The sequence below is a fragment of the Nocardiopsis sp. TSRI0078 genome (assembly GCF_001905145.1).
In the GTDB taxonomy this organism is placed as follows: Bacteria; Actinomycetota; Actinomycetes; order Streptosporangiales; family Streptosporangiaceae; genus Nocardiopsis.
On the sequence record NZ_LWLB01000001.1, the window covers coordinates 155,272 to 175,474 of the forward strand.

The following is a 20,203-nucleotide window of genomic DNA, read 5'->3' on the forward strand; positions in this document are numbered from 1 at the left end:
AAAGCGATGCGACTCAGGATGTGACTCAGACCGCTCCGTCGGAGACCCACACGTTGGACATGGCGTCCCGGTTGATCGTGCGGATGTCCGCCGGCAGGCCCAGCCTGCGCAGGGCGTCGGACAGGCGGGTGTCGTGGGTGAACACGATCAGCTGCCGGTGTCTGCCCACCTCGGCCAGTACCGAGGACAGGCCCTCCACCGTCTCGGTGTCCATCGCCTGGACCGGGTCGTCCAGCACCAGGAAGCCGAACGGGTTGCCCTCCACCAACGTACGCGGCAGGCAGATGGACAGCGCCAGGGCCTGGAACTCGCCCTGGCTCAGCAGCCCGGGCGCGCTGGTCTGGTCCTCGACGCCGTCGACGGACACGTCCACCTCGACCCTGCGGCGGGCGCCCCGCCCGGTCAGGCGCATGCCCTGGAGGTCGATGTGGCGCTCCTGGCGCAGCCGGTACCAGACCTGCTCGGCCTGTGCGGCGACCGGGCCGAGCCGCTCCGCCCGCAGGATCCGCGCCTGCTCCGACAGCCAGTTCAGCGCGGCCTCGGCCGCGTTCAGGGTGTCCCGCGCCGCGATGGCGTCCTGAGCGTCGTCCAGCCAGCCCGAGAGCTGCCCGGCCAGCTCCGCCCAGCCGCCCGTGGGATCCTCCAGGCGCTCGCTGGCGTCGCGGCGGGCACTCACGGCGGCCGCCCGCAGCTTGCGGCCGACCACCTCGATGTGCTCGGCCAGCTCTCCCAGGTCGGTGATGTCCGCGCCGGACTCCCACAGCGCCCAGACCTGGCCCAGCTCGCTCTCCGGCGGCAGCCAGCCCGGTGCCGGCGACATCAGGAAGCGGGCCTGGTCCCGGGCCGCCTCGGCGCGCTCGTAGGCGGCCGCGACGACGGCCGCCTGCGGCCGCAGCACCCGCAGCTGGGCGTTGGCCCGGCGCGCCCAGTCGGCTCCCAGGGGCGCGGAGCACGTGGGGCACTCGGTGTCCGTGGGATGGCGCTGGTGGTGTTCGAGGGCCTGCTCCAGGAGCCGGACCACCCCGTGGGCGCGGTCGCCCTTGCTGCCCGCGGCCATGGCGAGCTCCATGGCCGCGCCCCGCAGCTCGTTGACCACGTCGGACATCACCGTCCGCTCGGGCACCGCCAGCCGCCGCAGGCGGCGCAGGACCACGTGCAGCTCGGGGTCGCTGGGCCCGTCGTCGGCGGCGATCCTGCGCAGGGCGTCCATGTCGAAGTAGGAGGCCGTCAGGAGGCGCACGGCCTCGGCGGCCCGGGGGTCGCCGGACTCCCGGAGCGCGTCGAGCAGATAGCGCAGCTCCCGTGAGGGCCGGTCGCGGCGCTTGACGAGCCCGTCGCACACCTTGGCCAGGCGGCGCTCGGCCTCGGCCAGACTGCTCAGCCCCAGCAGGGAGGTCAGCGTGTCGTACAGCTCGGCGGAGCGTCCGCTCACCGTGCGGCCGAGCTCGTCGTAGGACAGGAAGGGCCGGTAGCGCACGAGGTTCTCGCCCCACTCCAGCGTCCGGAGCGGCGAGACCTCCCCGTCCGGATGGACGACCTCGCCCCGCGCGGAGCGGACACTGTCGCCCGTCCACCTGCGGCTGATCCGGGTGGATCCCTGGTCCCCGGCGATGCGGATGTCCACGGACGCCTCGGTGCGCTCGTCGTAGTGCAGGTTGCGCCAGCCGTCGCGCCAGCCGGTGGGCATGGCGTCCCACCGGGGGTTGCGCCCGGTGAGGGCGGCCTCGGCGGCCTCGGCGAAGCTCGACTTGCCCGAGCCGTTGCGGCCCACGATCACGGTGAGGCCGGGGCCGGCCCCGAAGGTGAGCTCGGCCGGGCGGCCGATGCCCCGGAAGCCCTGGACCCTGATGCCCGTCAGGTAGGCCCGGCGGATCCTGCTCGCGGTCCCCGGTTCCGGCTCCGGCTCGGGCTCCGGCAGCTGCTCGCCCTTCAGGCGGGCCGCGAGCGCGTCCTCGCCCCACAGGGCCGCGGTGACCCAGGAGCGGACCTCGCGGGGGAGCCCGGAGCGCGCCAGAGCGTCCAGGAGTGCCCTCCCACCCTCGAACGTCTCGGGTACCCGAGTCACCTACGCCACCCCGCTCCTGTGTCGTTCCTGCACAAGCAGACTAGGACAGGCCGGGAGGAAGCGCTCGCCGAACACCCGCCCCTTCCACGGTCGGGCCCTCCCCACTGGGGAGCTCCCTACACACCGACGAGGCGTCTCCTGCTCCCGTCCCATGTGAAGTGCAGGGTCGCGATGCCCGGCACGTTCGGGTCCCTCAGGCACTCGTAGATGTTCAGGCTCGGCACGCTGGCGAAGCACCCCCACACCCGTTCCGACGTCAGGACGAAGTCCAGGTCCAGCTCCACCAGCAGGCCGAGCAGGCGCCCGTGCGTGGGTTCGTCGACCTTGGCGAAGGCGTCGTCGAGCAGGATCAGCCTCGGAGCCCACGGCACGCGCGCGGCCAGGGCGTCGAAGTGCGCGGCGGCGGCCGCGAACAGCACCAGGTAGGCGACCACCCTCTGCTCGCCCTGGCTGAGCGCCGTGCGGTGCCCCAGGCGCCGCTCGTCGCCCGCGGCGTCGGTCACGTACACGGTGAAGGTGAACCAGGACCGGTAGTCCAGCGCGGCGCGCAGCTGCGCGCCGCCCGTGGCGGTGGGGTCCAGGCGGCGGATCGCCTCGATGCAGCGCCGCAGCGCGTCCCGCAGCCGCGTGGTCTGCACACGGGTGCGCTCCTCGGCGGGCGTGGCCAGGAGCGGCACGACCGCCTCCACGTCCGCGCCCGCGTCGGGGGCCAGCCGCCAGTCCAGGCGCACGCCGAGCCCGGCCGAGGTGGTGACGTCCTTGAGGACGTCGTTCATCGTCGCGATGAGGGCCCGGGCCTCGTCGATCTGGCGGGCCAGGTGGCCGGCCAGCTCGCCCAGCAGGTGCCGTTCGAAGGCCTCCTCCTCGGCGACCGCGACGACCTCCTCCGCCTTGGTGACGGCGGCCGCGACCCTCTCGGCGTAGGCGGTGACGTCGTGGGCGCCCTCCTCGTCGTGCACGGTGAGGCGCTTGATGCCCCGGGGCTCGCTCATCTCGGTGCGGATCTGCGCCCAGCCCGACGACGCGAGCAGGCGGTCGAGGTCCTCGCGGCTGCCCAGGATGGCGCTGTCGTCGACCTCGGCCTCCGGGGCGGTGAGCCCCTCCTCCACCTGGTCGACGAAGGCCTCCAGCAGGGCGAGGCGGACGTCGGGGCCGGGAGGGGCCGCCTCGCCGCGGGCGGCGAGGTAGGCGGCCAGGGGGGCCTCCTGCCCGTCGCGCGGCTCCAGGCCGGCGGCGCGCAGCAGCACCTCGTCGGGGACGTCGGCGCCGTCCGCGTCCTCCGTGGTGACCGCCGAGACCAGCCTGTCCCCCGCCGCGAGCGCGCGGAGCACCTGTTCGCCCCTCTCCCGCTCCGCCACGGCCAGGCGCGCCTCGGCGCTGATGCGCTCGTCGCGTGCCCGCTGGGCACCGCGTTCGAGTTCGGGCAGCCGCTGGGCGGCCTCCTCGGCCCTGGCCCTCACCTGCTCGCGCGCGGAGTCGAGCTGCTCGGGGGCCACACCCCGCGCCCGGTCGCCGAGCTCGATCTGGCGGCGGACGGTGATCATGTCGTCGATGGCCGCGGCGCGGGCGTCCTCGGCCAGTACCCGGTCGGCCCGCGCGGCCCGCCACGCGGCGACGTGGCGCTCGTGGTCGGCCAGTTCCCAGGCCAGGACGTCCAGGTCCCGCAGCGCCGAGGCGATGAGCACGCGCAGGTGGTCGAGGGCGCGCAGGGCGCTGTCCAGCTCGGCGCGCGTGGTGGGCAGGTCCCGCTCCCACGGGGAGCCCTCCGCCTCCTCGGCGCCGCCCACCGCGGCGGAGGCGCGCAGCCTCGCGCGGATGTCGAGCAGCTCGGACCGGCAGGACTCCGCGGCGGCGCGTGCGACGTCGTGCGCGCGCCGGGCGGCGGCCACGTCCTCGCGGGCGACCTCCAGCGTGGCCCAGGCACTGATCAGCGGCGCGGGATCGGGCAGGTCGCGGGAGACCTCCAGGAGCTCGGCGTAGGAGTGCTCGACCGCCCAGCGGCGTTCGCCCGCCTCGGCGAGCAGGGCCTCGGCGATCGCCATCCGGCGGTCGGTATTGGCCGACTTCCGGTCGCGGGCGCGCTTGCGGGCGGCCTCGCCGATGTACTCGGGTTCGCTCTTGTGGTGGGCTCCGGAGGCGACGCCCAGGCGCCAGCTCCCGGAGAGGGACACGGCGCTGGACAGGACGACGGTGCCCTGGCTGTCCCGGCGGTGCCTGGGCTCGGCGTCCGGGGAGCCGTGTCCGTCCCTGCGGTGCCTGGCGTCGTTGTCTCCGTCCTCTCCCCTGGCGCGCTCCATCTCCGCGTCCGAGTACAGCGCCACGGAGGACAGCAGGGCCCGCAGGCCGTCCTGGTCGACCGCGCGGCCGGGCCCGGAGGCGGGGACGGCGGCCGGCACGAGGACGTCGAGCAGCGTCCGTCCCCTGAACGGCCTCGACAGCGCCGGCACGGGCACCGGGGAGACCATCAGGTCCCGCGTCGTCGGGTCGTGGAGGGTGCCGTCGGCGCGCACCCACCCGGCCAGCAGCCCGCTGGCCTCCAGCGCCGCCTCCAGTCCGGCCTGCTCACGCGTGCTGAGCCCCTCGGCGAAGTCGACGGCCTCGTACAGCGGGACGCCGTCCCCGGCGGGGCGCGGGTGGGTGGCCCAGGCCGGGCGCTCGGGGGCGTGCTCGGTGTTCCTCGCCTTGCGGTCCGCCAGCTCGGCGAGCTCGTCGGAGAGCTGGCCCTCCTCCCCCACCGCCACGTCCCGGCGGGCGCGCAGCTCCTCCAGCAGGGGGTCCACGGCCGCGTAGGCGAGGCGGGCGACCGTGGCGGGCACGTTCGGGTCCAGGACGCGCAGGGAGTCGTTGATGGGCAGTTCGACACTGCCCTCCAGTTCGTGGATGGCCTCGCCCAGGGCGTGCGCGTGGCTGGAGTCGCGCAGCCGCGCGGCCCAGGCCCGGACGCCCTCCGCGTAGGCGGCGCTCTCCCGGCGCACCCCGCCGACGGCGTCCTGCTCGCGCGTGTGGGCCTGTTCGAGCGCGGCGTCGGCGCCCTCGGCCTCGCTCGTCAGGGCGACCAGGCGGCGGTCGGCCTCGGCCGCGGCGGCGGTGAGCCCGGTCAGGCGGGTGACCAGGTCGGTCCGGTCGGCGGCGCGCCCCGCGGCCCCCGTGAGCTGGTCGTGGAGGCGTCCCAGGCGGTCGCGCAGGCCGTCCAGGTCGATGCCCTCCACGGGCTCGCGCTCGACGGCCTGTTCCAGCCCCTGCAGGTCCACCCGCGTGGTGCTCTCGCGCGGCGCGTGGACGGTGAGGACCGGGTCGGGTACGGCGCCCAGGACACCGGGGTCGATCCCCGCGGCCGTGGCCGCGCGCGAGGCCTCGGCATGGGTCTGGCGCAGCACGTCCAGTGCGCGCTCGACCGTGTCGGAGTCCTCGCCCAGCCGCTCGACGGCGCTTCGCTCCAACCGTTCGGCGTGCTCGGCGGCGACCCATGCGGCCTCGGCCGCGCGGATGTAGGCGCCCACCGCGGCGTCGTAGGCGCGGCGCTCGTTGCCGGTGGCCGCGGCGGCGCCCTCCTGTGCGGTGGCGAGGGTGCCGTCGTCGGCCTGCGCGGTGTCGCGGGTGCGGCGGGCCTGGTCGCGCTCCTCGGAGACCTGGCTCTCCACCGTGATGAGGCGGTCGAGCTCGGCGCGCAGCCGCTCGGTCTCCTCCGTGCGGTGCGCGGCGGAGTCGACCTGTTCGCGCACCTCGGCGACCCGCGCGCGCAGTGCGTGGACCAGGTAGCCCCGGTAGTCCTCCAGGAAGACGGTGACGCCCGCCCGTGCCTCGGCGAGGGAGTCCTTGTCGGAGCGGGCCTGCTCCAGGTCGGCGATGTTGCGGGCGACCTCGTCCAGGACGGACTCGTCCATGGGCGGCAGCGCCTCGGACAGGACCCCGACGAGCTCACCGGCCTCCAGGCGGTCGCCGATGGTGGGACGGCGCAGCCGGTAGAGCAGGTGGATGAGGTTGCGGTAGCGGACGGAGTCGTCGATGCCGAACAGGTCGCGCATCACCCGGGCCCGGTAGGGGACGGCGCTGGTGAAGCAGTTGTCGGTGCCGATCTCCGAGCGGAGGCGGTCCACGGGCTTGGGGCGGCCGTCGGTGACCAGTTCGAGGTCGTGCCCGACCCTGCGCTCGGTGACGAAGAACACGCAGCGCGGGTCGGAGCCGTCCACCGCCATGACGGCGGCGCCCAGGGTCAGGTGGCTGGGCGGGGCGCCGGGGTCGCGGGGCTCCTCCCGAGGGGCGCCGTGCCCCTCGGCGTTCGCGGCGAGCAGCGCGGAGGTGCTCCTGGGACCCGCACCGGCCCGGGCCGCGGCGTCGAGTCCGCGTTCGCCGCGCTCGGTGGTGAACTCCACCCACAGGTAGCCGAGCCGGGTGGTGGGACCGGTGCTTCCGCCCTCCGCGTCCGTCTCCTCCCCGTCCCCGGCGGCCTCGCCCGTCCCGGGTCCGCCGAGCAGGTCGGGGCCGGTCTCCTCGGTGTCGGGGAGGCGGCCCGCGCGCGGGCCCTCGGCCATCAGCCAGCGCAGGCTGGTCCGGTTGGTCCCGGTGGTGTCCAGCCGGCGCACGTCCCCGTCCAGCAGGAACGGGAGCAACATCTCCAGGGCCTTGGACTTGCCCGCGCCGTTGCGGCCGCGCAGCAGCAGCCGCCCCTCAGCGAAGTCCAGGACGTGGTCGTCGTACTGCCAGACGTTGCGGATGCCCGCGCGTTCGAGGCGGTAGCGGGGAATACCGCGGGAGGTACGGGGCCCGTCGGCGGAGGCTTCAGCCGGAACCGCCGCCGCTTCCGTCCCCGGGGCCTGGCTGGTCTCCTGTGTCACCACTGGACGCGCTCACCTTCTCGTTCGCCACCGCTTGCAGCACGGACGCCACCCGGCTCAGATCACCCTGGGGATCGGCGGGAGCCTCGGGCACGGGGCCGTCACCGGGGCCACGTGCCGTGTCGGGTCGTGTCCGGCCGTGTTGGTCATTGTCCTGGATCGGCGGGACGTGCTCGTCCGTTTCGGTCCCGTAGCGGGCGGCCGCGGCGGTGAGCCGCCACCGTCCGGGGCCGCCGCGCAGCAGCCCGAGGTCCGACAGCAGGGCCGGCACCCGTTCACGGAGCCGTGCGGGGTCGGGCACCTCGGGGCCGGCGGTGCGCGCCCACTCGGCCCTCGCGGGTGCGTCCTCGCCGCAGAGGGCGTCCAGGGCGGCGTCCAGCTCACGCTCCGGAACGGGGACGGAGGTGGCGGGCTGACCGGGGTGCAGGCGCCCGGAGAGGTGCCGGACCAGGGACAGGGCCACCTGGCCGACCGGGTCGGCGGAGGGGAAGGTCGGGCGGGCCCCGGCCTCGTCGGGCATCACGAGGGCGACGCCCTCGGCCCGGACCTCGGTGTCGCAGCCGAGCAGGTTGCCGAGCGCGGCGGCGGCCCGCCACTGGTGCGCGGCGAGGCGGTCGCGCTGCCGGTCGGGAAGCTCCTCGCGGTAGACGACGGCGGTCTCGGCGAGGAGGCGGCGCAGGGCGGTCTCACCCTGCTGGTCGCTGTCGGGGTCGGTGTCGGAGGCGGCCGCGATGAAGGAGTCCGGGTCGTCGTCGGCGCGGGGCAGGTGGGCGGCGACGGAGCGGATGATCTGCGTGCGCGGCAGCAGGTGCGGGTCGGCCGCGGGGTCGGCCTGGTGGTCGGCGATGGCGCCGGAGGTCTCGGTGAGGGCTCCGAGTCCGGCCAGGTACCGCAGGGCCGCGCAGAAGGCGCGGCGCTCGCCGAGGCTCCGCGCCGGGTCGGCGTCGACCCCGGCCTCGTGCGCGGCGGAGCGGACCTGGCCGGCCAGCCGCCGGACCGTGGTGGGCCCGTGCTCCTCGACCAGGACGGCCAGTGCCAGGGCGAGGTAGGTGTGCGTGCGCGGTGTGAAGGGCGCACCCGTCCTGCGCGTGAGGGGCCGCGCGGACTCCGTGGCCAGGCCCCTCTTGACCAGGCGGGCGTGGTCGGCGGCGACGGTCAGCCGGTAGCCGAGCACGCGTTGGAACCTCTGGATGAGCCACTCGGCGTGGGAGCGCACGAGGGGGAACTCCGCCGGGTGGGTGCGTTCGGTGAGCAGGGGGTTGGCCAGCAGGGCGCGGGCCGCGGCCTGGCGCTCGCCGATGAGCGCGGCGTCCTCGCTGTAGGTGTTCGTCTCCATCACCCCCACGATCGGGTCCAGGACCGGTTCGCGGACAGGTCGAGCGGACCCGTGGTCTCGACGTCCGGATCCGGTCCATGGAGGTTACCGGTGGGTTCGGTGTCTTCGGCAGGGGTCTGGGGCGAACCCTCGGTGTCCGCTTCCCCGGCGTCCGGCCCGGAGTCGTCCTGGCCGGCCGGATACGCCCGGGCGGGCGGCGCCTCCGGATCCTCCAGGGCCTCCGGGGGGAGCGGGTCCGTCAGGGGATCGCGAGGGGCCGCCGCGGGGGAGGCCTCCTCCGCGGCGAAGGTCCCGGACGCGTCCGGGACCTCCCCTCCCGGGGTGCCGCCCTCCGGGGCGGACTCCTCCGGGGCCTCGTCCGGGGAGCCGTCCTCAGCGCCTCCCGTGCTCTCCGCGGCCTCCTCGACGACGTGCTGGTCGTAGTCGGTGACGCACAGGCGCAGCCCCTCCAGGGTCAGTTCGCCGCCCTCGCCCTGGACGGTGACCTCGGCGCCCGGAGCGGTGATGACGTGCAGGCGCAGCGAGAACTCCAGGTCCCCGGCCGACGTGGGACGCCGGCTGGCGTCACCGGAGCCGAGCGCCGCGGTGAGGAGTTCCATGAGGACCTCCATCCCGGCTCCGGACAGGTCCAGGCGGGCGCGGTGGCCGGTGGGCTCGGTGAGCAGGGCGCGGATCTGCGCGGCACCGGCGCGGCGCCAGTGCGCGGAGGACTCGGCCGCGTCGCGGAGGCGGGCCTGCTGGGCGCGGTGGTCGCGGACCGGTTCGGGCAGCCGGCTGCCGGGCCGCTCGATGACGGTGCTGCGGTCGGGGTCGGCCTGCCACCAACTGGTGGTGGCGGCGACGCCCTCGTCCACGCGTCCCTCCAGGTGGAGGGCGGGGTGCAGGGCGTAGGCGGCGGCGGCGAGGGCGTGGGCCCTGTCGGGGCCGGCCTCCTCGAACCAGGTGGCCAGGCGCAGCAGGGCGGCGCGGCCGTGCCGCGGCGCCGGTAGCCCTCCGGTGCCCTGTGCGTCGTCCGCGCGGTTGTCCGTCCGCTGGTTGAGTCCCACAACTCAGCAGACTAGAGACCTCCCGGGCGCGCCACGCCCGTTTCGGCACCGTCTGGCCCGGCTGAGAGGACCGTGTCACCCGTTCTGATCAGGCGTTATGTTCTTTTGAGGAACTTTGGCATGATTCTGCGAAGCCGTGGTGGAGGCGAACCTCACCTTCGCCGGCGCGGGCACTCCCCCCGGGTCCGTCACCGCGTCCGGGTTCACCCGGAGGACGGTACCGACAGGCGTCCGCCGTCGGCCTCCTGCATCGCCTGGCGCGTCTCCGCCGACATGTCGTCGTCGTGGTCGGTGATCGTGTAGGTGGAGAAGTAGGTGGTGCCGTCGGCCTCCACCGGATCGCCCAGCTCGACCTCGACGTCGTAGGGATCGTCCTGGCAGCCCACGTCCATGCACCAGGTTCCCAGCAGTTCGCCCTCGCCGCGCGCGACCTCGTTCGACCACTCGCTCCACTCCATGTCGGAGAAGGTGGTGAACTCCGTGGCGACGTAGTCGGTGGGACGCACGTCGGCGAACCCGTCCTCGTCGCCGTGGCGGTTGAAGACGTGGGGCTCCTCGCTCCCGCCCGGACTGGCCTGCCCTTCGGGGCTGGCCTGCCCTTCGGGGCTGGCCCCGTCCCCCGGGCTGCTGGTCGCCTGCGGGTCGCCGCCCTCCTCCCGCGGGGACTGCTCGGCCTCGGGAGCGCCCTCGGGTACGTCGGGCGCGGCCGTCTGCTCCCCGCAGGCGGTGACCGCCAGCAGTAGTGCCGCTCCGGTCAGGATCGTGCGCCTCATCTGGCCTCTCTCCTCCTCTTTCGGTCCCTCTCGGGTCACCTGGCCCCGCGGTCCGCTGCCGCGAGCCCGGGCCCGGGGGCCGCCTACCCGCGTCCCGTGACCCCATGTGTCCGGCGGCGCGGGGCGGCGGTCCCGGTGACGACAAGGCCCCCCGGCAGGGTGCCGGGGGGCCTCGACGGGCCATGTGCCTTCCGTCACTGCGGGGCCGAGGGCCCCACCACCCGGAGGTGGTCAGTAACCGTGGCCGTTGTCGTCGCCGTCCTCGTCCTCGGAGCGGTCGTGGCTCACGTTGTTCCACGCGGGCCCGTTGATGCAGTCACCGGTGGTCTGCGGCGACAGGATCGGCACGTTGACCGCTCCCAGGCCGACGGACAGCTCGGTGTTGCACAACTGGATGGGAACCAGCTGCAGGTTCTGGTTGAACTGCTGGTCCCCGCCGTGCGAGGCGAAGGCGGGCGAGGCGGCGAGCATCGCGCCCAGGGCGACACCGGCGATCGCGGTGGCCGCCGTGAACTTGCGCAGCATGCCGTCTCCTAGTCGATGTTGGTGCTGGCCGGGCCGTTGATGCAGTCGCCCGTGGTCTGCGGCGACAGGATCGGCACGTTGACCGCGGCCAGGATGCCCACAACGATCTCGGAGTTGCACAGCTGGACGGGAACGGCCTGCAGGTTCTGGTTGTACTGCTGGTCGCCGCCGTGGGAACCACTGGCGGAGGCCGGCGTGGCGGCCAGAACGGTGCCCAGGGCGATCCCGGTAACGGCCGCGGCCGTGGTGAACTTGCGCAGCATGCCGTCTCCTAGTCGATGTTGGTGCTGGCCGGGCCGTTGATGCAGTCGCCCGTGGTCTGCGGCGACAGGATCGGCACGTTGACCGCGACCAGGCCGACGACGATCTCGGAGTTGCAGAGCTGCACGGGAACGGCCTGCAGGTTCTGGTTGTACTGCTGGTCGCCGCCGTGGGAACCACTGGCGGAGGCCGGCGTGGCGGCCAGAACGGTGCCCAGGGCGATCCCGGTAACGGCCGCGGCCGTGGTGAACTTGCGCAGCATGTCGGGACCTCCTAGTCGATGTTGGTGCTGGCCGGGCCGTTGATGCAGTCGCCGGTGGTCTGCGGCGACAGGATCGGGATGTTGACCGCGACCAGGCCGACGACGATCTCAGAGTTGCAGAGCTGCACGGGAACGGCCTGCAGGTTCTGGTTGTACTGCTGGTCGCCGCCGTGGGAACCACTGGCGGAGGCCGGCGAACCGGAGAGAACGACACCGAAAGCGGCACCAGCGACGAGGCCGGCAACACCGAGCTTACGCAGCATTGTGACTACCCTTCGAAAAAGTTTGAGATATTGTCTCGGTCGGACGTATTGCCGGAACTAGCTGATGTTGGTGCCGACAGGGCCGTTCACGCAGTCGCCGGTGGTCTGCGGCGACAGGATCGGAATGTTGACCGCGACCAGGCCGACGCTGGCCTCCAGGTTGCAGGCCTGGATCGGAACCAGCTGCAGGTTCTGGTTGAACTGCTGGTCACCACCGTGCGAACCGTGGGCGTGAGCGGGAGCCCCCATGAGGAGAGCGCCCATCGCGGCACCGGCGACCAGGCCAGCAGCGGCCATCTTCTTGATCATGTTTCCCCCGAGAATCGGATACGAGGATCGACAGAAAAAGACGCAGGCGCTTCTTGCACCTGTGTCGCGGTGGACTGGGGCAATCATCATCCGCCCCCCGGTTTTTGTCAATGCCGAAACTCGGGAAGCAATTTGTCCAGATTGTCGCGAGGATTCTTTTCGCGTCGGTCGCAAATGAATATATTGGATCTCTTTCTGCGCGACCCGAGCAAAAGACTGACTTCCGTCCAGGAAGGGGTCCGAACGGCGAAGCGGACACACCCCCCTATCCGCACATCCGTGACCGACCCCATCGCACGGACCGCCCGGGGGAAGGGCGAACCCGCAGCTCAGCGCACCCGGGGGCGAGCACCCCGCCCGCGGCCCTCCCACCACCGGACGGAAAAACGGCGTTACCTCCCCGTGTCCCGAACGCGACCAACACGCGATCGCCCGAATCCCGGACGCGGTCCGCGCCGGGCCCGGATCACGTCCGCGCCACCGAGCGACGCGGGTGTGATCTGCCTCTCCCCCGCTCCGGTGCGGGCCCGGTCCCCAGTGCGCCCCGAACACGCCGAGGCCCCGGAACCTGGTGGTGCCGGGGCCTCGTTGGTCAAGTCCACCCGGGGAATGCCCGACACAAGGTGCTGCGGGAAGCCCTCTACGGCCGGGCCTTCCACACCGAGCGACGCAAGGAGGGGCCCGCCTCCGGAGTACGAGGCCGCCATCGCGTGGACGCGCGTCGACGCGGGACAGGAGCACCTGCCTTCCGCGGCAAGCGCGGTGGGCCGCTGGGTGAGAGCACCCACGGCCGCGTGTGGCAGGAAATCCGTGTGAGGGTCCTCACCCCGAAGCAGACCGGGACCGGCCTTGGCGGCCGGGTCCACGACCCGCGCGGCACGGGGAGCTCGCTCGGGCTGAGCTCCGGAGTGCCCGTGCCGGTGTTCGCGGAGGGGCCGGACACAGCCCGGCCGTCCTGCCGAATCCACGCGGGCTGGCTCGAAGGGCACGAGCAGCTCTGGAACGCGCGTCTGGAGGCCGCCTTCGACGGACGCGACCGGGCACCGGGCCGGCGGGGGCACTCCCGCGATCGCGGCCTGAGAGGCGTTCCGTGACTGTTCCGTGAGCAGCCGTGGACGACCAGGAACGCGAAAGACCCCGGTGACCAGCGTGTGGGCTGGTCACCGGGGTCTTTCCCCAGTGTGGCAGGTCAAGGATTCGAACCTTGGAAGGCAAAGCCGACGGATTTACAGTCCGCTCCCATTGGCCGCTCGGGCAACCTGCCTGGGCTGCGGCGACGTGTTCGTCGCGACGCACCACCGAGAATAGCGGATGATCCGCCCGAACCTGAAATCGGTTTCTCCGGGCGCGCCCCGAACAGGTGCTTCGGCAGCCTGAGCAGGGCGCGGCTAAGCTCTGAAGTCCTGCCCGCCCCGGGGTCCGGCGCGGGTGGACGAGACCCACGCGGGCGTCCCGGGCGCCCGCGACCCATGATGACTAGCGGGGTGTGAGCGAACGTGGCCGCCGAATCCAGTTTCGACGTCGTGTCCAAACTCGACCGTCAGGAGGTCGACAACGCCCTGAACCAGACCGGCAAGGAGCTGGCCCAGCGGTTCGACTTCAAGGGCACCGGAACCACCATCTCCTGGCAGGGCGAGGACGGGATCGAGATCAGGGGCAACTCCGAGGAGCGGGTCAACGCCGCCCTGGAGGTCTTCAAGGAGAAGCTGATCAAGCGCAAGCTCTCCCTGAAGATCCTGGACTCCGCCGACGAGCCCAAGCCCTCCGGCAAGGAGTACCGCCTTCCCGTCGGCCTCAAGGAGGGCATCACCTCCGAGGACGCCAAGAAGATCTCCAAGCTGATCCGCGACGAGGGGCCCAAGGGCGTCAAGGCCCAGATCCAGGGTGACGAGCTGCGTGTCAGCTCCAAGAAGAGGGACGACCTCCAGGCGGTCCAGAACCTCATCAAGGAGAAGGACTTCGACCTGGCCCTCCAGTTCGTCAACTACCGGTAGCGACGACCGAACGGCCGCCCACCCCCTCGGTGGGCGGCCGTCGCCGTGTCCGTCCGCCTATCCGCCCAGGTCCCACTCGCGGCGCAGCAGCCGCAGCCGCCGGACGCGCTCGGCGGTCGGCGGGTGGGCGGCGAAGAGGCGGCCCACACCGCACGGGAACGGGTTGGTGGTCATCAGGTGCGCCGACGCCAGCAGGCTGCGCTCCCGGGGCAGCGGGTACCGGCGGGCGCCCGCCTCCAGCTTGCCCAGCGCGTCGGCCAGCCCCTCCGGGTCCCCGGTCATCCTCGCGGCCCGCTCGTCGGCGCGGAACTCGCGCCGGCGCCCCACGCCGAAGTGGACGACCAGCGCGGCGAGGGGTGCCAGCAGCGCCACCATCAGGCCGCCCAGCAGGTTGGGCATGTCGGTCTCCTCGGACTCGCCGAGCGGGAGGAGGAGCGCGACCGCCGACATGGCGGTGATGACCGCGGTCAGGGTGGCCGCCACCGAACTGGTCAGGGTGTCGTGGGAGCGGATGTGCGCCAGCTCGTGGGCGATCACCCCGCGCAGCTCGCGCTCGTCCAGGGCACGCAGCAGCCCCGTGGTGCAGCACACGGCGGCGCGCCGGGGGCTGCCGCCGGTGGCGAAGGCGTTGGGCGAACGCACCGGGGACAGGTACAGCTTCGGCATCGGCTGCCGGGCCGCGGTGGCCAGCTCCCGGACGATCCGGTAGAGCTCGGGCTGCTCGATCTCGCTGACCGGCCGGGCCCGCATCGCGCGCAGTGCCAGGGACTCGCCGAAGAGGTAGACCAGCACCCCGGCGCACACCACGAGGGCCGCGGAGAACTGGGCGCCCTTCTCGGCGCCGCACAGCCAGCCGACCGTGACGACGAGTACCGCGACACCGACGAACAGACCGATCGCACGGGCCACGTTGACGTGCACGCCGCCACCTCCTCGTCAGCCGACCACGGATGCGTATACATGGTGACAAACGTGCGGGTCGGCGTTCCGCGTTCCCCGTGTGACCAGCCGTCGGTCACATCCCGGATCCCACGCCTTCCCCGCGCCCCGTGCCACCCGCCGGCTCCTCCCCGCCACTCCCGCATCCGCCTCCCCGAGCCCGCGCTCCCCGCGCCCCGCCGCACGTGTGAGAATCGCCACCCGGCCACCGCTCCGGCACCCCCGACGACCTATAGTGCGAACGTGGCCCTCATCACTCCGCCTGCCAGGCCGTCGGGACTCCGCTCCCTCGGTCCGGTGTGCGGATGGCCGTGTCGTTGAAGGCTGGCCCCTTCACGACCCGGCCGTCGCGGCGCGGCCGCACCGCGCGAGACCGGGTTGGCGCACCCGGCGATCGCGAGGGCCGCGAACGCTGTCCCCACGTCCCCGAACCCGGCACCCGGCCCGCGACGGTACGGTCCGGTCGGGGGCTGACACCCGAGCGCCGCCGCCCGTCACGACCGGCGGCTCACCAAGGAGGTCGTCGATCTCAGTGGCCAAACAGATCGAACAGCTCGACCGCGTCGTCATCCGCTTCGCCGGTGACTCCGGCGACGGCATGCAGCTGACCGGTGATCGCTTCACACAGGAGACGGCGTCGTTCGGCAACGACCTGTCGACCCTGCCGAACTTTCCCGCGGAGATCCGCGCGCCCGCCGGAACCCTGCCCGGGGTGTCCAGCTTCCAGCTGCACTTCGCCGACCACGACATCATGACTCCGGGGGACGCCCCGGACGTGCTGGTGGCGATGAACCCCGCGGCCCTCAAGGCCAACCTGGGCGACCTGCCCCGGGGCGCCACCGTGATCGTCAACACCGACGAGTTCACCAAGCGCAGCCTGGCCAAGGTGGGGTACACGGTCGACCCGCTCACGGACGGGACACTGGACTCGTTCAAGGTGAGCGCGGTACCCCTGACGTCCATGACGGTGGAGGCGCTGGCCGGCGCGGACATCTCCAAGAAGGACGCGCAGCGGGCGAAGAACATGTTCGCCCTGGGCCTGCTGTCGTGGATGTACAACCGGCCGACCGAGGGGACGACCTCGTTCCTGAAGTCGAAGTTCTCCGGAAAGCCCGACATCCTCGCCGCGAACCTGACCGCGTTCCAGGCCGGGTGGAACTTCGGTGAGACCACCGAGGACTTCGCGGTCTCCTACGAGATCAAGCCCGCCAGGCTCCCGGCGGGCACCTACCGCAACATCACCGGCAACCTGGCCACCGCCTACGGCCTGATCGCCGGGTCCAGGCGGTCGGGGCTGCCCCTCTTCCTGGGCTCGTACCCGATCACCCCGGCCTCGGACATCCTGCACGAGCTGTCCAGGCACAAGCAGTTCGGTGTGCGCACGTTCCAGGCCGAGGACGAGATCTCCGGTGTGGGCGCAGCCCTGGGCGCGTCCTTCGGCGGGTCCCTGGGGGTGACCACCACGTCCGGCCCGGGCATGGTGCTCAAGCAGGAGACCGTGGGGCTGGCGGTGATGACCGAGCTGCCGCTGGTGGTCATCGACGTGCAGCGCGCCGGGCCGAGCACCGGCATGCCGACCAAGACCGAGCAGACCGACCTGCTCATGGCCCTCTACGGACGCAACGGTGAGTCCCCGGTGCCGGTGGTGGCGCCCTCCTCGCCCGCCGACTGCTTCGACGCCGCGCTGGAGGCCGTCCGGATCGCGGTGCGCTACCGCACGCCGGTGGTCGTGCTCTCCGACGGGTACCTGGCCAACGGGTCGGAGCCGTGGCGGCTGCCGGAGGTGTCCGAGCTGCCGGAGATCGACCCCGGGTTCGCGACCGAACCGAACGGGGAGGAGGGGGACTTCCTTCCCTACCTGCGCGACGAGGAGACGCTCGCACGCCCGTGGGCGGTGCCGGGCACGGCCGGTCTGGAGCACCGGATCGGCGGTATCGAGAAGCACGCGCGCAGCGGTGACATCTCCTACACGCCGTCCAACCACGACCTGATGGTGCGCACGCGCCAGGCCAAGGTGGACGCCATCGCCCGGGACATCCCCGAACTGGAGGTCGACGACCCCGGCGGGGAGGCCGGCGTCCTGGTGCTGGGATGGGGCGGCACGTACGGCTCGATCACCGCGGCGGTGCGCCGCGTGCGCCGTGCGGGCGGCCGGGTGGCGCAGGCGCACCTGCGGCACCTGAACCCGTTCCCGGCCAACCTCGGCGAGGTGCTGCGCCGCTACGAGCGGGTGGTCGTCCCCGAGATCAACCTGGGCCAGCTCTCACTGCTGCTGCGCGGCAGGTTCCTGGTCGACGTCATCGGTTACAACAAGGTCCGCGGCCTGCCCTTCAAGGCCGAGGAGCTCGCGGACGTGCTGCAGGAGGTCATCGACCGTGACTGAGAACATGGCGGGGCACGGCCCCGGCGGACCGGAGGACGCCGCGGGCACCCTGGGCGGCCTCCGGCTGGTGCCCAGGAGCGACACCGCGTACAAGATGAAGGACTTCAAGTCCGACCAGGAGGTGCGCTGGTGCCCGGGCTGCGGCGACTACGCGATCCTGGCCGCCTTCCAGTCCTTCCTGCCCGAGCTGGGCGTGCCGCGCGAGAACATCGTGATGGTGTCGGGGATCGGCTGCTCCTCCCGCTTCCCCTACTACCTGAGCACGTACGGCATGCACTCGATCCACGGGCGCGCCCCGGCGATCGCGACCGGGCTGGCCACCAGCCGCCCGGACCTGTCGGTGTGGGTGGTGACCGGTGACGGCGACGGGCTGTCCATCGGCGGCAACCACCTCGTCCACGCGCTGCGGCGCAACGTCAACATCAACATCCTGCTGTTCAACAACAGGATCTACGGGCTGACCAAGGGCCAGTACTCCCCCACCTCCGAGGCGGGCAAGATCACCAAGTCCTCGCCCGTGGGCTCGCTGGACCACCCGTTCAACCCCGTGTCGCTGGCGCTGGGCGCGGAGGCCACGTTCGTGGCCCGCACGGTCGACTCCGACCGCAAGCACCTCACCTCGGTGCTGCGTGCGGCGGCCGACCACCCGGGCGCCTCGTTCGTGGAGATCTACCAGAACTGCCCGATCTTCAACGACGACGCGTTCGAACCGCTGAAGGACCCGGCGGCGCGCGACACCCGCCTGCTGCGTATGGAGCACGGTGAACCGCTGCGGCTGGGCGCCGACCAGGGCGTGGTCGCCGGGGAGTTCGGCGGCCTGGAGGTCGTGGACGTGGACTCGGTGGGCGAGGACCGGCTGATCCGGCACGACGCGCACAGGGAGGACCCGGGGTACGCGTTCGCGCTGTCGCGCCTGGACCTCCCAGCGTTCGAGCACGTGCCGATCGGGGTCTTCCGGGACGTGCGCCGCCCCACCTACGACGACCTGGTGAACGAGCAGGTCGCCGACGCCCGCGCCGAGCGCGGCGACGGCGAGCTGGCCGCCCTGCTGGGCAGCGGGGACACCTGGACCGTGGAGTAGCGACGGAGCCGGGCTCCGCGCGGGCCGAGGGGCCGCGCGCGGGGTCCGGCGGCGCTCCGCCCGCCGCCGGGGTCGTGCCCCGGTTCCCGGCCCCCGAGGGCATACGCTTCTCCCATGCGTATCGTCATCGCCGGGGGACACGGGAAGATCGCGCTGCGTCTGGCCAGGCAGCTGGCCGACCGCGGTGACGAGCCCGTCGCCCTCATCCGCAACCCCGACCACTCCCAGGACGTGGTCGCCGCCGGTGCCGAGCCGGCCGTGATCGACCTGGAGAAGGCCACCGTCACCGAACTGGCCGAGAAGGTCATGAACGCCGACGGCGTCGTGTTCGCCGCGGGCGCGGGCCCGGGCAGCGGCACGGCCCGCAAGGAGACCGTGGACCACAAGGCGGCCGTGCTGACCGCCGACGCCGCCTCCCTGGCGGGCGTGCGCCGCCTCGTCCAGGTGTCGGCCATCGGCGTGGACCAGCCGGTGCCGGAGGACACCGATCCCCGCGGAGCATGGGCGGCCTACGTGGAGGCCAAGCGCGCCGCCGACGCCGACCTGCGCGAACGCGGGCTGGAACTGGACTGGACGATCCTGCGTCCGGGGCGGCTGACCGACGAGCCGGGCACCGGGAGGGTGGCACTGGGCTCCGACGTCGAGCGCGACTCCGTGACCCGTGAGGACGTGGCCTCGGTGATCGTCGCGCTTCTGGACGAACCGGGGACGGTCGGGAAGGTTCTCAACCTGGTGAACGGAGAGACACCCGTCGTCGAGGCCGTCCGCGCCGCCGCCTCCTGACCGTCCGCCGGCCCTCGCCGCGGGCGGGCGTCCGGTGCCTGTGGCCAGATGTGTTCCCAGGGGGCATCATGGTTGCGGAGCCCGGCGGAGTCCCGCCACGGTGGACGCGGATGACCGGGTAGCAGCCCGACGGGTACGGCAAGCTCCACGCAGAGCAGATGGGTACGGTTATTCATGAGCGTCACGCAGGTCGTGAGGGACAGCACGGTCGTCGAGCATGCCAAGGTCGCCGCGCAGCAGAAGCGCCGGATGTTCATCATCCAGCTGGAGGTGAACGCCTATGACGAGCCCTCCAGCAAGCTGCGCCCCGGGCTGACCCGCATCCTGGAGGGGATCGAGGAGGCCGGCTGGCGCCTGGACCTGATCACCCCGGGCGAGGAGGGCGACAAGCCCGCCCGCCTGTTCATCTTCCGTCCGGACCCCGACGGCAGGAAGGACGGTTCGGCCGAGAGGGCCGATGCCTACCAGCAGGAGGCCTCGGGCCAGCAGCAGCCCTACCAGCACCACCCGACGGGGGCTCAGCAGCAGGACCCGTACGCGGGCTACGGGCAGCAGCCCGGCTACGGCCAGCAGTACCCGGGATACGACCAGCAGCAGTACCCCGGCTACGGCCAGCAGCCCGGCTACGGGCAGCAGCCGGGGTACGGGCAGCAGCCCGGCTACGGCCAGCAGTACCCGGGGTACGGGCAGCAGCAGGGCTGGTAGGTCCGAAGGGCGGCCCCGCCCCGGGCGGGCGGACGTCCGCCCGCCGCGGGAGCGTCGTCCGGACACGGCCCCTCCCCACCGGAGTACCGCCAGAGCACGGGCCCGCATGGTGCACCACCATGCGGGCCCTTTTCGTATGCCCGATGTCGGACACACACCGGTTCCGATGCATTCGCCAGGTACGGGTTACTACCGTTCTTTCGTTTCGACGGCGCGATGACATTGCGAAGCGACGACATGTCCGTCATGTCCCTTACGAAGCCGAGGAAAGCCCAAGGAAACTCGGGATTCTTCCCGGAAAGTACTCCAAGCACGTCGCTGATTACGCTAAGTTATTTACGGCGGCTACAGCCAGCCTGTTTTGAACTTCCGAAAGGCAAGAAGAATGTCCCGTATCGCCAAGGTTTCCGGATTCGTCCTCGCCACCGGCCTCGCCTTCGGTGCCATGACCGGCACCGCCGCCGCGGACAACAACGCCGAGATCCAGAACATCACGATCCCGATCTGCCTGGACGTCCTCAAGGCCTCCGGCGTCAGCGGCGGTGACTGCAACGTCGTGAGCTGGGACTCCACGAGCGGCATCGTCGTCGACGACTAGGGCCGGCCCCGCTCACGTATCAGCCTGTCACCACGGGACCGCAGG

Annotated in this window: 17 protein-coding genes and 1 tRNA gene; 6 read left to right on the forward strand and 12 right to left on the reverse strand. The window is 72.6% G+C overall.

Annotated elements, in window-relative coordinates; all coding sequences use genetic code 11:
• Window positions 1-25: 25 nt before the first annotated feature.
• The 11 genes from A6A08_RS00725 to A6A08_RS00780 form a co-directional block, all read right to left on the reverse strand.
• Window positions 26-2,065, reverse strand: a complete 2,040-nt coding sequence (locus tag A6A08_RS00725; protein ID WP_073700540.1) for an ATP-binding protein — start codon at window positions 2,063-2,065, stop codon at window positions 26-28.
• A 116-nt stretch (window positions 2,066-2,181) separates the two neighbouring features.
• A complete protein-coding gene (locus tag A6A08_RS00730) occupies window positions 2,182-6,903 on the reverse strand; it encodes an SbcC/MukB-like Walker B domain-containing protein (protein ID WP_073700541.1) in 4,722 nt (1,573 codons plus the stop codon).
• Window positions 6,845-8,236 carry a TIGR02678 family protein gene (locus A6A08_RS00735; RefSeq protein WP_073701032.1) on the reverse strand — a complete coding sequence of 464 codons (1,392 nt, stop codon included), beginning with the start codon at window positions 8,234-8,236 and terminating at the stop codon, window positions 6,845-6,847. The genes A6A08_RS00730 and A6A08_RS00735 overlap by 59 nt, the downstream gene beginning before the upstream one ends.
• A complete protein-coding gene (locus tag A6A08_RS00740) occupies window positions 8,236-9,282 on the reverse strand; it encodes a DUF2397 family protein (protein WP_073700542.1) in 1,047 nt (348 codons plus the stop codon). Before A6A08_RS00740 ends, A6A08_RS00735 begins: the two co-directional genes overlap by 1 nt.
• A 203-nt stretch (window positions 9,283-9,485) precedes the next feature.
• Window positions 9,486-10,055 (reverse strand): hypothetical protein, encoded by a 570-nt coding sequence (locus A6A08_RS00745; RefSeq protein WP_073700543.1) that lies wholly within the window; start codon window positions 10,053-10,055, stop codon window positions 9,486-9,488.
• A gap of 231 nt (window positions 10,056-10,286) precedes the next feature.
• Window positions 10,287-10,580, reverse strand: coding sequence for a hypothetical protein (locus A6A08_RS00750; RefSeq protein WP_073700544.1), 294 nt, complete (start codon window positions 10,578-10,580; stop codon window positions 10,287-10,289).
• Between the two features lie 8 nt (window positions 10,581-10,588).
• Window positions 10,589-10,843 carry a hypothetical protein gene (locus tag A6A08_RS00755; RefSeq protein WP_073700545.1) on the reverse strand — a complete coding sequence of 85 codons (255 nt, stop codon included), beginning with the start codon at window positions 10,841-10,843 and terminating at the stop codon, window positions 10,589-10,591.
• Between the two features lie 8 nt (window positions 10,844-10,851).
• The gene (locus A6A08_RS00760) at window positions 10,852-11,103 is read right to left on the reverse strand and encodes a hypothetical protein (protein WP_073700546.1); all 252 of its coding nucleotides are present in this window, start codon (window positions 11,101-11,103) and stop codon (window positions 10,852-10,854) included.
• Between the two features lie 11 nt (window positions 11,104-11,114).
• Window positions 11,115-11,366, reverse strand: a complete 252-nt coding sequence (locus A6A08_RS00765; protein ID WP_073700547.1) for a hypothetical protein — start codon at window positions 11,364-11,366, stop codon at window positions 11,115-11,117.
• Between the two features lie 57 nt (window positions 11,367-11,423).
• Window positions 11,424-11,675, reverse strand: a complete 252-nt coding sequence (locus A6A08_RS00770) for a hypothetical protein (protein ID WP_073700548.1) — start codon at window positions 11,673-11,675, stop codon at window positions 11,424-11,426.
• Between the two features lie 1,182 nt (window positions 11,676-12,857).
• A tRNA-Tyr gene (locus A6A08_RS00780) sits at window positions 12,858-12,939 on the reverse strand.
• A 232-nt stretch (window positions 12,940-13,171) separates the two neighbouring features.
• On the opposite strand from A6A08_RS00780, the gene A6A08_RS00785 reads away from it, so the two are divergent.
• Complete coding sequence (locus A6A08_RS00785; protein WP_073700550.1) at window positions 13,172-13,669, forward strand: YajQ family cyclic di-GMP-binding protein; 498 nt, start codon at window positions 13,172-13,174, stop codon at window positions 13,667-13,669.
• 57 nt (window positions 13,670-13,726) lie between these two features.
• Here the strand turns inward: A6A08_RS00785 and A6A08_RS00790 are convergent, their stop codons facing one another.
• Entirely contained in the window at window positions 13,727-14,590 is an 864-nt protein-coding gene (locus tag A6A08_RS00790) for a M48 family metalloprotease (protein WP_073700551.1), read from the reverse strand.
• A 550-nt stretch (window positions 14,591-15,140) separates the two neighbouring features.
• Here A6A08_RS00790 and A6A08_RS00795 point away from each other — a divergent pair.
• From A6A08_RS00795 to A6A08_RS00815, 5 genes are all read left to right on the forward strand, one after another.
• Window positions 15,141-16,991: a 2-oxoacid:acceptor oxidoreductase subunit alpha gene (locus tag A6A08_RS00795; protein WP_073700552.1), complete on the forward strand. Its 1,851-nt coding sequence runs from the start codon at window positions 15,141-15,143 to the stop codon at window positions 16,989-16,991.
• A 4-nt stretch (window positions 16,992-16,995) separates the two neighbouring features.
• Window positions 16,996-18,072 carry a 2-oxoacid:ferredoxin oxidoreductase subunit beta gene (locus A6A08_RS00800; protein WP_073701033.1) on the forward strand — a complete coding sequence of 359 codons (1,077 nt, stop codon included), beginning with the start codon at window positions 16,996-16,998 and terminating at the stop codon, window positions 18,070-18,072.
• Window positions 18,073-18,186: 114 nt separating this feature from the next.
• Window positions 18,187-18,855: an SDR family oxidoreductase gene (locus A6A08_RS00805; RefSeq protein ID WP_073700553.1), complete on the forward strand. Its 669-nt coding sequence runs from the start codon at window positions 18,187-18,189 to the stop codon at window positions 18,853-18,855.
• Window positions 18,856-19,029: 174 nt separating this feature from the next.
• The gene (locus A6A08_RS00810; RefSeq protein WP_073700554.1) at window positions 19,030-19,560 is read left to right on the forward strand and encodes a hypothetical protein; all 531 of its coding nucleotides are present in this window, start codon (window positions 19,030-19,032) and stop codon (window positions 19,558-19,560) included.
• 385 nt (window positions 19,561-19,945) lie between these two features.
• Window positions 19,946-20,158 carry a hypothetical protein gene (locus A6A08_RS00815; RefSeq protein ID WP_073700555.1) on the forward strand — a complete coding sequence of 71 codons (213 nt, stop codon included), beginning with the start codon at window positions 19,946-19,948 and terminating at the stop codon, window positions 20,156-20,158.
• Window positions 20,159-20,203 lie beyond the last annotated feature (45 nt).

Excerpts from the sequence above, each read along its gene's own strand:
- A6A08_RS00770 (WP_073700548.1), bottom strand. The coding sequence starts at position 11,675 with ATGATCAAGAAGATGGCCGCTGCTGGCCTGGTCGCCGGTGCCGCGATG.
- A6A08_RS00750 (WP_073700544.1), bottom strand. The coding sequence starts at position 10,580 with ATGCTGCGCAAGTTCACGGCGGCCACCGCGATCGCCGGTGTCGCCCTG.
- A6A08_RS00735 (WP_073701032.1), bottom strand. The coding sequence starts at position 8,236 with ATGGAGACGAACACCTACAGCGAGGACGCCGCGCTCATCGGCGAGCGC.
- A6A08_RS00745 (WP_073700543.1), bottom strand. The coding sequence starts at position 10,055 with ATGAGGCGCACGATCCTGACCGGAGCGGCACTACTGCTGGCGGTCACC.
- A6A08_RS00805 (WP_073700553.1), top strand. The coding sequence starts at position 18,187 with ATGCGTATCGTCATCGCCGGGGGACACGGGAAGATCGCGCTGCGTCTG.
- A6A08_RS00765 (WP_073700547.1), bottom strand. The coding sequence starts at position 11,366 with ATGCTGCGTAAGCTCGGTGTTGCCGGCCTCGTCGCTGGTGCCGCTTTC.
- A6A08_RS00760 (WP_073700546.1), bottom strand. The coding sequence starts at position 11,103 with ATGCTGCGCAAGTTCACCACGGCCGCGGCCGTTACCGGGATCGCCCTG.
- A6A08_RS00810 (WP_073700554.1), top strand. The coding sequence starts at position 19,030 with ATGAGCGTCACGCAGGTCGTGAGGGACAGCACGGTCGTCGAGCATGCC.
- A6A08_RS00755 (WP_073700545.1), bottom strand. The coding sequence starts at position 10,843 with ATGCTGCGCAAGTTCACCACGGCCGCGGCCGTTACCGGGATCGCCCTG.
- A6A08_RS00815 (WP_073700555.1), top strand. The coding sequence starts at position 19,946 with ATGTCCCGTATCGCCAAGGTTTCCGGATTCGTCCTCGCCACCGGCCTC.
- A6A08_RS00800 (WP_073701033.1), top strand. The coding sequence starts at position 16,996 with ATGGCGGGGCACGGCCCCGGCGGACCGGAGGACGCCGCGGGCACCCTG.